Genomic DNA, 12,645 nt, shown 5'->3' on the forward strand with positions numbered 1-12,645 from the left:
GGGGATATCTAGATAAACACCTATTTTAAAAGCACTGTGTGGCAGGTTCGTGTAGCAGTGAGCAGGACTGGTTATGGAAGTTGTTATTGGGCCATTAAGTAAACTGAAAATCAGAATTTTGCTTATTAAACGCAAAAGTTGTGGAGTCAATACAAGCGACTATCGCAAAACCAGCAGCAAGCTCTTTATTAGTAATTTGTTATGGTGTGTTATGTGAAATGTTAATAAATTGGCTTTGATTCATAAATTACTGAATTGAAATTCGATAAATTATGCAGAAAAACAGCCAGTGATTTTTCGTTAACTATCTGAAGTTATTGATAAGTATTGAATCAAGCCATACGCGGTCGAGCTATTAAGAGGTTGGTGTAGTGAGTAGTCATATCTATCCAGAACGCGTCGTCGAGAAAACCCAGGGCTGTGAGCCTGATAAAAAAGCACGTTTTTTACCCCGAAGAAAATGGTTTGGTTGGAAGGGTATAGAGCAACGCTTAGTGCTAGCTTTGGCCATGCTCTCGATGACGACGATCTTTCTGTCGGTGGTTTCCACGTTTACTTTTAGTGACCTTAACCAGCGCCTCGTTGACCTTAAAGAAAGCGAAATTCCCGCACTGGATCAAGCTGCTCGCTTAAACGACATGGTGCGTGTGATCATTGTGGCTTCTTCTCAATTAAGTGATGCGGAATCTAACCTAGAGCGAAAGCAGTTTCTTCAACGAATTGAAGAAGCCATTGCAGTGATGGATGGCATCATGGTTCAGTTCCCTGAATACCACTCCTATTTTAAAGACTTGATTGCGCAAGTGCATAACAGCTTGAGCCTGCTCTATCAAAGTGAAGTCGAGTCTGATCACTTGCATAAAGAATTACGGAACTTGTTAGAAGGTTTTTACCCTTTACTGCAATTAGCCAGCAATTCACTCGATGCACTACCGGAAACCAGTAAAGATAGAATTCAGTACACTCAGCTAAAAGCGCTGCTTTACTATCAATTGGGCTTAGTAGAGAAGCTGTATAACGATTCGAGTTTTAATGAACTGGATTATACCAGCTACCGCCTAGAGCAAGTGGGCGAGGAGTGGTGGAAGTTGTGGGTGGATGGGGATCTGCGCAGTGACTTTCCAGAACTCGATAAACAATTAGCGGTAATTTACAACCTAGCCTCAAGCTCAAGTAGCTTGTACTCCCTGAAAAACCAAGCGTTAGATTATCGTTATCAAGAGCAGTATTTCCTTCAAAATAGCCGTAAGCACTTAAATCAGCTGACGGTGCAAATCGAGAGTAATACCAGCAAGGTGAACGGCAATATTGATCAGTCTATCGATCAAGCGCAGCAATCTTTGCAATCTAACCAAAGGCTTTCATTGTTCCTTTCTTTATTCAGTATTTTAGCGGCCGCCGCTATTTCTTGGTTCTATGTTCGGAAAAGTATTTTAGAACGCTTATTGCAACTTAAAGACAATATGTTTGCTATTTCGACGGGACACCTAGACACAGAGGTGACCATTCGCGGTAGAGATGAAGTGACCCAAATGGCGAAATATCTCAAGGTGTTTCAAACCACAGCTAAGGTGGTGAAACAAACGAATCGTAAGTTAGAAGCTGAGGTCGAAGAGCGAACTCTAGCAGAAGCCAAATTACGCGTGACTCAAGACGAATTAGTTCAAGCAGGAAAGCTGGCGGCCCTAGGGCAGTTAAGTGTTGGGATCACCCACGAGATCAATCAACCACTCACGGCGGTGAACAGCCATGTGCGTAGTGCTCAATTGTGGCTTGAAAAAGATAGGCCAGAAAAAGCTGCCCTTAACTTACAAAAGATTGAAACCTTGCTCGAAAAGGTCGCTGCTATTACTCGCCACTTAAAAGCATTTTCACGCAAGAGTGATGGCAAGATAGAAAGTGTCGAGCTGGAGTGCGTTATCAGCGATGCCATTGAACTGTTTGAAACCAGACGCAATAACGTGGCTATTCATTATGATAAGTACCCAGTTTCTAGCGTTCGCGCCAACAGTATTCGCCTTGAGCAAGTATTGGTGAATTTAATTAGCAATGCATTGGATGCGGTTGAGTTGAATGATGCACCGAGCATCGAAATCACGACGTTTGAATTGGATTCAACAATCACAATATCGGTTAAGGATAATGGCCTAGGCATCCCGGCAGAAGACCTTCCTCATTTATTTGACCCTTTCTATACCCGCAAAGCTTCTGGAAAAGGGCTGGGGCTAGGGTTATCCATTGCATATAACATTATTAAGGACTTTGGTGGTTCTATTCGTGTTGAGTCGATAGAGCACCAAGGCACTGAATTTATTGTCACATTACAAAAAGGCACCAACCATGACATTTGAAAAACACATAGTACTTATTGATGATGAAATCGATGTCGTGGAAGCCGTGAGTGAAATGCTTGAGCTGGAAGGCTTCACGGTGAGTACCTTTACAGATCCAAACCAAGGGCTAAAATCGCTCTCAATGAAGTGTTCGTCGGTGGTGTTGTGCGACGTGCGAATGCCCAAAATAGACGGCTTAACCTTGCTGAGTTCAATTCAGCATCGCGCACCCAATGTCCCTGTTTTGCTGATGAGTGGTCATGGAGATATTCCAATGGCGATAGAAGCAATGAAGTTGGGCGCATTCGATTTCTTAGAGAAACCACTCAATACAACCGAATTAGTGGAGAAGCTCGTTTTAGCGTTGGCTCAAAGTGAACAAAATGCGCAACCAATGCTAGAGAGTGATGAAACGGAAGAGCGACCAATAGAGTCTGTCGTGATTGGTCAGTCTAAGAGTATGGATACCATTCGAAAACAAGTATTAGCTCTGGCGCATACTGGGGTTGATACCATCATCAACGGTGAAACTGGAACGGGTAAAGAAGTGATCGCAAGAGCGCTTCACCAGTTCAGCCGCCGTAAAGCGAAACCGTTTGTGGCGATTAACTGTGGCGGTATGACTGAAAGCATCATTGAGAGTGAGCTGTTTGGTCATGAAGCGGGATCGTTTACCAGTGCCAACAAAAAGCGCATAGGAAAAATAGAACAAGCCAACGGCGGAACCTTATTCCTTGATGAAATTGAAAGTATGCCAATTGCGGTGCAAATTAAGCTGCTAAGGGTAATTCAAGAGCGGGTGATAGAGCGAGTCGGGGGGAACGAGCTTATCCCTATCGATATTGTTGTGGTCGCAGCAAGTAAGGCGGATTTGGCGAGCCTTAGTGAGTCGGGGGAGTTTCGAGCCGATCTCTTCTATCGTTTAAACATTGCGAGTTTGAATTTACCGGCATTGCGTCAGCGTAAAGAAGATATCCAGGTGCTGTTTCGCCATTTCGTGATTCAAGCGAGTCTGAAATATAAAACTCGCCCATCCACTATCTATTCAGAACAAATACAGCAGTTGAGCCGACATGAGTGGCCGGGAAATGTACGAGAGTTACGTAATGTTGCCGATCGTTTTGTATTAGGAATTGTTGGTGATGGGTTTGATTTACAGTCACCAACTTCTGACGCGGTTAACGCAGATTTTGCTTTTGAAAAGCAAATGGAACAGTACGAACGAAATGTGCTGACAGAGGCACTTATTGAAAGTGCAGGCAATATTAATGAAGTATCAAGCAAGTTGAACCTTCCTAGAAAAACCTTGTATCGAAAAATGAAAAAACATCACCTCGATAAGGAAAGTTTTAAAGCGTAATTCAAGTGAAATACGCGTAAGACAATAATGACCCATTGTTAGAGTTTTTATTCTTTAGGTTTACTCAAGTGATTGTAATTAAAGTGATTTAACAATTGGCATGAAGAGTGCAATCCCTATGGTGTGGCACTCGTTCACAAGAGGTCTGTGTATTGAGTAACTGAAAGTTGTATCGCAGGTATTCATCAAGGTACGCAAACCGAATTATGGAAAGTTTAAGAAAATTGCTTGTTGCAAGGAGATACAAACATGAAGCAAATACTGAAAGGTTCAATTGCTCTAATACTAGGTGTGACCGCTATGGGGGCAACTGCTGCGCCTAAGTCCGCTGATTTAGGGCCTCGTCCCCTCTTTTTAGTAAACAATATGGACGAAGGACCTTTGAAATCTAAGCTACTGAGTTGTAGCGAAGGGCCTTTTCATCGTAGTGATTTCTCAATCGGTCACCGCGGCGCTGCAATGCAGTTTCCCGAACATACCAAAGAATCCTATTTAGCGGCGATTCAAATGGGTGCTGGCGTGGTGGAGTGTGATGTGACTTTCACCAAAGATAAGCAACTTGTGTGTCGCCATTCACAAAGCGATCTTCATACAACGACTGATGTATTAGCGCACCCAGATCTTGCGAAGAAGTGTTCGGTACCTTTCAAGCCTGCGAATCCAGCGACTGGGGAAGATGCACAAGTAGAATGTCGCACTTCAGATTTCACTTTAGCGGAATTCCAAACCCTGAAAGGGAAAATGGATGGCGCGAATCCGAAAGCGACCACGGTTGAAGAGTACATGAACGGGACACCGGGCTGGCGTACCGATTTATACAGCCAAAGCGGTACTTTGATGACTCATGCGGAAAGTGCAGCCTTGTTTAAGAAGCACGGGGTAAAAGTGACACCTGAGCTGAAGTCAGCTTCTGTTGAAATGCCTTTTAATGGCTTCAGTCAGGAAATGTATGCTCAGAAGTTAGTGGATGAGTTGAAAGAGGCGGGTTTCAAGCCTTCAGAAACCTACTTACAGTCGTTTAACTTAGACGATGTGAAATACTGGATTAACGAAAATCCGAAATTTGGCAAACAAGCGGTATATCTAGATGATCGTGTGTATGACCAAGCAGATTTTGTTGCGTCAGTTGAAAATATGAAGGAGCTACGCGAGGCGGGGGTCAATATCATTGCACCACCACTGTTTGCGTTAGTGGACTTGAATGACAAAAATGAACTTGTGGCATCGAACTATGCGAAGTTAGCGAAAGGTGCTGACCTCGACATCATTGCGTGGACGTTAGAACGCTCTGGCCCATTGGCACAAGGGGGAGGTTGGTATTATCAAAGCGTTAAGCAAGGTATTAACAACGACGGCGATATGATGAAAATGCTAGATGTACTAGCCAAAGACGTGGGTGTGCTTGGCGTATTCAGTGATTGGCCAGCGACGGTTACTTACTATGCAAACTGCATGGACAGCCAGTCTTAGCAATATCTATCAGTAAAAATTAAGGGCCTTCGGGCTCTTTTTTTAGATGTATTTTTACTGGGACATAAATGACCCAAATGCGGTTCGAATACTTGGACGCGATTGACCCATAATTAATTGATAAACTGAATGATTCGTTTAAGTTGTTGAATTATATTGCTTTAATTGTTGGCACGATGGCTGCAATAGAGCTTGTGACTTTCAACAATAAGTAAAAGTAAGGTTTGAATATGAAAATCAGTGTTAAAGGACTGTTAATCGCTAGCTCATTACTACTTCCTTCAATGGCTATGGCAAGCGACTGCTCTAGTCGTGGTGTGTTAGACGATAGATACTGTGACGAAAACCAAGATCTAGTGGCAGACTCACCAAAAAATCCAGATGAGTGGAACGACCCAAGTACGCTTGTCTTTACTTACACGCCAGTAGAAGACCCTGCATTGTATAAAGATGCGTTTGCAGACTTCCAAGCGCACCTAAGCAAGATTACCGGCAAACGCGTTATTTACTACACGGTTCACTCGAACTCAGCGCAAGTAGAAGCGATGCGTTCTGGTCGTTTACACGTTGCGGGTTTCTCAACTGGCCCAACTGGCTACGCGGTTAACCTAGCGGGTTATGTACCGATTGCAGTGAAAGGTGATGAGTCTGGTTTCCAAGGCTACAACCTAATCACAATTGTTCGTAAAGACAGCGGTATTAACACCATGGCTGATCTGAAAGGGAAAAAGGTTGCTCACACTTCTGCGTCTTCCAATTCTGGTAACCTTGCTCCACGCGCGCTATTCCCAGCAAAAGGTCTAGTGCCAGATGAAGATTACAAAGTGTTGTACTCAGGTAAGCATGACCAATCAATTCTTGGTGTATTTAACGGAGACTATGATGCAGCACCTGTGGCATCTGACGTGTACGACCGTATGGTTTCAGCGGGTCGTGTTGACGACTCTGAGTTGAAAATTATCTACCGCAGCCCACGTTTCCCTACGTCAGCATTCGGTTACGCATACAACTTAAAACCTGAGCTTGTCGAAAAGATCAACGAAGCATTCTTCAGCTACCGATTTACTCCTGAAATGAGTGCAGCGTTCAAAGGCGCAGATCGCTTCTCACCAATTTCTTACCAAGAAGAGTGGGATGTTATTCGCGATATCGCTCACGCGACTGGCACGGCTTACACGAAAGCTGGCTTGAAAAAACTGGCTGAAAAAGATGCGGCTAAGCGCGCTAAGAAAAAAGCAGCAGAACTCGCTAAACAAGCAAGCAACGGTTAACCCCTAGCTCTTACCGAGCACTCACCTCAACTAAAAAACTATGCCCTCATGGGTAGGGCATAGTTCATCCTAAATTTTTGTATAAGGAAATGCAGTATGGCCGTAGCAAGCTATGAAGGAATAAAGATCAATAACCTTTTTCACGAATATGTGGCAGGCAAGCCAATCCTTAAAGGCATTAATATCGACATTGATGAGCCGGGAATCATCGCCATTATTGGCCCATCGGGTACGGGTAAAAGCACACTACTACGTTGTATTAACCGTTTGAATGATCCTAGCCAAGGAGAAATTTTATTCGACGGAGCGGATCTCACTCAGCTTCAAGGGCAGGCGCTACGTAAACAACGTCGCCATATTGGTATGGTTTTCCAGGAGTACAACCTGGTAGAGCGCCTAACTGTGATTGAAAACGTGTTGAGTGGCCGACTTGGTTACATGTCAGCATGGAACGCGTGGCGTCGTAACTACTCTTCAGAAGATTTAGCCAAAGCATTCGAGCTACTTGAGTTTGTTGGTCTACAAGACTTTTCTAACCAACGAGCAGACAGTCTTTCTGGTGGTCAGCGTCAACGTGTGGGTATCGCACGAGCAGTTATGCAGGACCCGTATATCTTACTGGCAGATGAGCCTACGTCTTCTCTAGACCCAAAAACTGCCGTGGAAATCATGGAGCTGATGGAAACCTTCGCTGAGCAGAAAAATATTCCTGTATTGGTCAACATCCATGACGTGAATCTCGCTAAGCGCTATGCAAAACGCATCATCGGAATGTGCAACGGCAAAGTGCATTACGACGGCAGCCCTGAAGGTATTTCAGAAGAAGATCTGAAGATCATTTATGGAGGTGAGTCATGGCTGGATTAACAGAGAATACGTCGGCAAACCCTTCAACTTCAAACTATGAAAACCCATTTAAAACATCGTGGGCGAATCGTGCAATTTTGGCAGCGGTTATCGGGTACTTATTTTATAGCGTATCGACACTRGGGTTAACTTTTGACCGATTAATTATAGGCTTTGGAGAAAGTGAGCGTTTACTAGCAAGAATGTTCCCACCGGACTTCTCAAGGACCAGTTTATTGCTTAGTGGGCTTGCTGAAAGCTTACAAATTGCCATTATCTCCAGTTTTTTCGGCATTGTTATTTCACTATTTTTAGGGTTATTGGCAGCACGTAACATGATGCCTGCACTGGTTTCTACACCAGTTCGAGGGTTCATTGCTTTATGTCGTTCTTTCCACCCTGTGATCATCGCGATTCTATTTGTAAAAGCGGTGGGTTTTGGTGCATTAGCGGGTATTTTGACCTTGATCTTCGCTTCAATTGGCTTCATTGCGAAGTTGTTTGCTGAAGCGATTGAAGAGATATCATTCAAACCCGTAGAAGCCATTAAGGCGACTGGTGCGAGCTTTGTCAGCGTGATCGTATATGCAGTAATGCCACAAGTGTTTACTCGCTTTATCGGTTTTGCAAGCTATCAGTTGGACTCTAACCTTCGTAACTCCACCATGGTTGGTATTGTGGGCGCTGGTGGTTTAGGCGGTACGCTATTCTCTGCATTCCAACGTTTTGATTACGACTTTGTCGCAGCAATTCTGATCACTATCATCGCTCTAATTCTTGTGGGTGAGTTTCTTTCCAATATTGTTAGGAGAATCTTCTAATGACAACTGCAGCAATTGATAAAGAATGGCAGCGTTTTACACCTAATGAACGTATTGCGCGCTTCACCATATATCTAAGCCTTATGTGTGCAATTGTGTGGTCATGGCAAACAGTGGAAGTGATTCCGGAGTTCCTTTACGACGCACCAGAGCAATTTGCAGATATGTTTCAACGCATGGTGCCAATGGACTATGCATTTTACCCTGAATCGATTCATGCAGCGATGATCGAGACGTTACATATTGCGACATTAGGTACATTATTTACTTTGGTATTTGCGATTCCTTTAGCACTGCTAAATGCGCCAAATATCACTCCAAATAAAGCGCTAAATTGGGTTGCTCAGTTTTTCCTGGTGTCTTCACGCTCGGTGAATTCATTAGTATGGGCTCTATTATTTATCGCGTTATTTGGCCCCGGTGTTCTGGCAGGTGTAATGGCGATTGCTATCCGTAGTATCGGCTTTGTAGGGAAGCTGTTAGCGGAAGCCATAGCTGAAGTGAACATGGGGCCGATAGAAGCACTGCGTGCAACGGGTGCTTCTTGGATGAGTATTTTGCTTAAAGGCTACTGGCCACAGGTTATGCCTGCATTTTACTCCATCGTTTTGTTCCGTTGGGACATTAATGTTCGTGAATCTGCTGTACTTGGGCTGGTAGGGGCTGGTGGTATAGGTGTGATTCTAAACGACGCGCAAAACTTGTTTGAATGGCAAAAAGTATCAATGGTATTGGTAAGTATTTTCGCTGTAGTAATCATTGCTGAGGCGGTGGTCATTCATATTCGAAACAAACTTATCTAACGTTCATTCTTACAGTAATTAAAACGGCCTAAGGTTCTCCTTGTATCCTTAGGCCGTTTTTTTGTTTTATGAACCTGATTGTTTTCGTGCAATGAGCTTCTGAGTGAACTCTGAAAAACCTAACCCGCCAGGCTTTGACATAACAATACTTGGATGGTGTTCGAGCTTATCCCAATAGTGCTGAATGTTCGCAACGCCAACGGTCAGCGGTAGCCAACCAAACATTTGCTCGTCGTTCATTGAGTCACCCACATAGCAAGCCTGAGCTTGGATCTGTTCTAGTGAGAGCCCTTTATGATTTAAGTATCGGTCAACGGCATTTCTTTTGGAGTGCTGTCCATACCAAGCGTTGATATGGATGGAGCTTGCAGTTGCATGAGCGCCAAGAGCGTGAATTTTGCTTAGTATTGATTGAACGATTTCTGGGGCAACTGGAGAGCGGTTTTGACCGATATCAATAGCAACTTCGCACAGTCGGTATGACTGATCGAGCGTTAACGACAGATCTGGATATTCGAGCAAGATAGATTCAATTTGCTGCTTCAAACCCGCTTGATTCGCCCGAATTTGCTCAAGGGGGATCTCTGTTGATATTTGTAAAGAACCAGAGTCTTTCTCTAACAAAAAAGCGCCGTTCTCGCCAAGTACTGCATCTACTGGCCATAACTGGGCTATGTGGTCACACCATCCGGCGCACGCTCCTGTTACTGCCACAACTTTAATGTCGTTATCGCGTAACTTTTGTAAGGCGATGAGCGTATCAGGCGGCAATGAGCCCTGCCAAGTTAAGGTGTCATCGACGTCAGTAAACACCCATTTAATATCTTTCCATTCTTGGCTTAATTGATCGTTCATGACTTCGACTCTACATGATTTATACAGTGATTATTGTGGTTTTTACCATATCAATTAAGCGCTAGGAAAACAGTGAGCTTGGTGCTGATGTTATTGAAATGTGAAGGCGATGAGTAATAAAAAATGCCAGCATATTGCTGGCATTTTTTGTAGTAAAAGTGCTTATACCGCGGTGACCATTTTTTGCAAAAGCTTAATGATCTGTTGTTGTTCCTCTTTGTCTAATGAACTGAGCATTTCCTCATTCACGGCGATAGGTAAAGGAAGCAGGTTAGACTTAATTGCATGGCCTTGCTCGGTTAAATAGATACGAAATGAACGTCGGCTATTAGGGTCGTTACGTCTTTCCACTAGGCCAAGCTTTTCAAGTTTATCTAGAGTCCGCGTCGTGGTCGAATTTTCGACTTTAGATTTCGCTGAGATTTCACTCTGCGTGACCCCTTCTTCTTCCCACAAGCACATAAGGGTTGGCCATAGCGCTAGGGTTAGCCCGTGTTCTTTCAATCGAGCTTCAAACTTCTTAGCCGCTTGACCTGCAACAACGTTGATCAACCAACCAAAGCTAGATTGTCTATCAAATTTTTCGTTCATTCTTCCTACACCATTGATAATGCAACTATTGCAATAGTAACTAATCCTGAAACAACAAGCACTAGTAAAGCAACGCGTTGCGATACAAAGTTAGGTTGTTGGGTACCTGTATTTGTATAAGCATTCTGGATCCCAGTAAACATTGCCTTGAGTAGCGGCTTATTATTGAGTTTGTAGGTCAAAATAGCACCAATGTGGATGACAACGAGTGCAGGTAATGCTTTTGATAAAATTATATGAAGGGTCTCCAGTACCTCAAATGTCGTGTCGCTTAACCAGTAATGAGCAAGGGGCAAATTGTCGAGCAGCCCTGCGAGTGCAAGCCCAGTAATACATTGAAGAAGTAAGCCTAAGATCATGAGGATCACCATCCAGCCGCCTGCCGGGTTATGTCCAATAACTGTGCTCTGCGGCGATCTGCCTGTTAAATACTGAAATGTTTTGATTGGCGAGCGAACAAATTGCGAGAACCGGTTGGTTTCGCTTCCATAAAACCCCCACAAAATTCGCCAAACGATCAGTGTGAACAGCACTAACCCCAACTGAATATGTGGGCCGTTACCTGAAAAACCACTGATGAGTAGTCCGATAAATACGATGGCTTGCAGCCAGTGATAAAGACGAGTAGCGAGATCCCAAACTTTCATATGTGCGTTTCCAATAGGTTTAAATCGTTAAGTTGGAATTAATTTACACAACAATAGTTGCAATCGCAACTATTGTTGTGTAAATTTTAATTATCGCAACGGTGAAGCGAGCGATGCACAACTAATTAATTGAACCATCAAGGGAGCCACACATGAAAAAATCACTATTCACAACCGCATTACTTCTATCGGTCACGATGGGTTCAAGCATTGCTTATGCTAAATCTGAGCAAAGTTCGTACATGGAAGGTGGCGCTAATCATATTGAAAACAGACAAACAGCATTTTCAAATATTGAAGATGGTTTGAAGAAAGCGAACCGTTTGATCGATGGAAAAAATACCCATTGGGGGGAGCTAGACCAAGTGAGTAGTGAGTTAGTTGGCCACGGCGAAGTATTGAAAGCTTCGTTTCCTGCAGGAAGTCAGCAAGGAAGTAAGGCGTCGAAAGATATTTGGAGTAAGCCTGCGAAATTCAACAGTTTGATGGAGCAAATGGATGCTGGTTTTGTTGAGCTTTACGCTGCGTCCGTAAATCAAGATGCCGCTAGTGCCAAGAGTGCACTCAAAAAATCAGAAAAAACCTGTAAAAGTTGCCATCGCTCATACCGCTCACGCTGGTAAAGCAAGCCGAGTCGTTGCACCAATACATTTATTATTTTGTTATCGAAGTTGTTTAAGGATTTGATATGAAAAACACACTGAGTACTGTTCATCGAACTGCAGCTATTATGGCGACTTTGCTTATTTTTAGCTTTTTCACTAGCTCATTGTTGGTTGAGTTATTCGGCACTTTACATCAAGTGCTCGTGGTGAAAACAGCCATTCTATACGGGGTCGGAATACTGATTGTATTGATGGCTCTAACTGGGATAACGGGTGCGAAGCTAGCGCCTAATGTTAAAAAAGGCCCTATTGCCAGAAAGAAAAAACGTATGCCATTTGTAGCGATGAATGGCCTATTAATCCTGTTGCCAGCGGCTATTTACCTTCAGCATTTAGCCAGTGTGGGCCAGTTTGATGTCACCTTTTATAGTATTCAAGTGATTGAGCTTATAGCCGGTTTTATTAATTTATCATTAATGGTGATGAATATACGAGATGCTCGAACTTTAAAGCAGTCGCCTCGTTTAAAGGAAAGAAAAGTATAATTGAGTTTGTGGAAGCAAGCGTTAGTACAGCATGAACAAGCGTATGAAAATTAACCTGCTAAGCTTAGTTTGAGACCGATGTCCAAAACTAACCACTAGACTTATAATCAATACGGTATATTGGTCGTCATTAATCGATGAATCTAACTGGCTACTAATTTTATGAATATGAGTAAACTGTCAATTAAAACGAAAATTGCGATCCCTTTAATTGTTATTGTATTGGTCTTTTCTACTGTGACTGTTCTCAATGTGATCAAGTCAAACCAACAAGCAGCGATTAACCATGAGCTTAATAACGTCGTGCAACCAGTTCTGGATGACTTAGAGGATGCTTATAGAGATATCTACCAAGTGATTGCGGCTGCGCAAGGGGTTTTATTAGCAAAAGATGATGCGTCTATCCAGTACCAGGTTGGTGAGTTTAAGGATAACGCTTACAAAGCTGTCCCCCGCTTAGAGAGTGCGCAAAGTCTTTTTGATCACGGTGTGTTAGAT

12 protein-coding genes and 1 pseudogene are annotated in these 12,645 nt (G+C 43.3%); 10 read left to right on the plus strand and 3 right to left on the minus strand.

Features of this window, described 5'->3' with window-relative positions:
- The first annotated feature begins 371 nt into the window (after positions 1-371).
- The 7 genes from L4C33_RS14195 to phnE (L4C33_RS14225) all read left to right on the plus strand — a co-directional run bounded on the left by L4C33_RS14195 (position 372) and on the right by phnE (L4C33_RS14225) (position 8,904).
- Entirely contained in the window at positions 372-2,351 is a 1,980-nt protein-coding gene (locus L4C33_RS14195; protein ID WP_428813079.1) for a sensor histidine kinase, read from the plus strand.
- Positions 2,341-3,693 (plus strand): sigma-54-dependent transcriptional regulator, encoded by a 1,353-nt coding sequence (locus tag L4C33_RS14200; protein ID WP_428813080.1) that lies wholly within the window; start codon positions 2,341-2,343, stop codon positions 3,691-3,693. Before L4C33_RS14195 ends, L4C33_RS14200 begins: the two co-directional genes overlap by 11 nt.
- Before the next feature lie 249 nt (positions 3,694-3,942).
- The gene (locus L4C33_RS14205; protein ID WP_428813081.1) at positions 3,943-5,163 is read left to right on the plus strand and encodes a glycerophosphodiester phosphodiesterase family protein; all 1,221 of its coding nucleotides are present in this window, start codon (positions 3,943-3,945) and stop codon (positions 5,161-5,163) included.
- A 230-nt stretch (positions 5,164-5,393) separates the two neighbouring features.
- A complete protein-coding gene (phnD, locus tag L4C33_RS14210; protein ID WP_428813082.1) occupies positions 5,394-6,434 on the plus strand; it encodes a phosphate/phosphite/phosphonate ABC transporter substrate-binding protein in 1,041 nt (346 codons plus the stop codon).
- A gap of 96 nt (positions 6,435-6,530) precedes the next feature.
- Entirely contained in the window at positions 6,531-7,301 is a 771-nt protein-coding gene (phnC, locus tag L4C33_RS14215) for a phosphonate ABC transporter ATP-binding protein (RefSeq protein WP_428813083.1), read from the plus strand.
- Positions 7,289-8,101 carry a phosphonate ABC transporter, permease protein PhnE gene (gene phnE / locus L4C33_RS14220; protein ID WP_428813084.1) on the plus strand — a complete coding sequence of 271 codons (813 nt, stop codon included), beginning with the start codon at positions 7,289-7,291 and terminating at the stop codon, positions 8,099-8,101. Before phnC ends, phnE (L4C33_RS14220) begins: the two co-directional genes overlap by 13 nt.
- Positions 8,101-8,904, plus strand: coding sequence for a phosphonate ABC transporter, permease protein PhnE (gene phnE / locus L4C33_RS14225; RefSeq protein WP_428813085.1), 804 nt, complete (start codon positions 8,101-8,103; stop codon positions 8,902-8,904). The genes phnE (L4C33_RS14220) and phnE (L4C33_RS14225) overlap by 1 nt, the downstream gene beginning before the upstream one ends.
- Positions 8,905-8,970: 66 nt before the next feature.
- Here phnE (L4C33_RS14225) and L4C33_RS14230 read toward each other — a convergent pair whose 3' ends face one another.
- The 3 genes from L4C33_RS14230 to L4C33_RS14240 form a co-directional block, all read right to left on the minus strand.
- The gene (locus L4C33_RS14230) at positions 8,971-9,759 is read right to left on the minus strand and encodes an HAD family hydrolase (RefSeq protein WP_428813086.1); all 789 of its coding nucleotides are present in this window, start codon (positions 9,757-9,759) and stop codon (positions 8,971-8,973) included.
- 162 nt (positions 9,760-9,921) lie between these two features.
- Positions 9,922-10,350 (minus strand): MarR family winged helix-turn-helix transcriptional regulator, encoded by a 429-nt coding sequence (locus L4C33_RS14235; RefSeq protein WP_428813087.1) that lies wholly within the window; start codon positions 10,348-10,350, stop codon positions 9,922-9,924.
- 5 nt (positions 10,351-10,355) lie between these two features.
- Positions 10,356-10,997, minus strand: a complete 642-nt coding sequence (locus L4C33_RS14240) for a cytochrome b/b6 domain-containing protein (protein ID WP_428813088.1) — start codon at positions 10,995-10,997, stop codon at positions 10,356-10,358.
- Between the two features lie 152 nt (positions 10,998-11,149).
- Here L4C33_RS14240 and L4C33_RS14245 point away from each other — a divergent pair, with 152 nt between their 5' ends.
- The 3 genes and pseudogenes from L4C33_RS14245 to L4C33_RS14255 form a co-directional block, all read left to right on the plus strand.
- Positions 11,150-11,620 carry a c-type cytochrome gene (locus L4C33_RS14245; RefSeq protein WP_428813089.1) on the plus strand — a complete coding sequence of 157 codons (471 nt, stop codon included), beginning with the start codon at positions 11,150-11,152 and terminating at the stop codon, positions 11,618-11,620.
- A 65-nt stretch (positions 11,621-11,685) separates the two neighbouring features.
- Positions 11,686-12,147 carry a hypothetical protein gene (locus tag L4C33_RS14250; RefSeq protein ID WP_428813090.1) on the plus strand — a complete coding sequence of 154 codons (462 nt, stop codon included), beginning with the start codon at positions 11,686-11,688 and terminating at the stop codon, positions 12,145-12,147.
- Between the two features lie 162 nt (positions 12,148-12,309).
- Positions 12,310-12,645, plus strand: a pseudogene (locus tag L4C33_RS14255) (methyl-accepting chemotaxis protein); the annotation flags it as partial.

The sequence above is a fragment of the Vibrio makurazakiensis genome (genome assembly GCF_050337375.1).
GTDB lineage: Bacteria > Pseudomonadota > Gammaproteobacteria > Enterobacterales > Vibrionaceae > Vibrio > Vibrio makurazakiensis.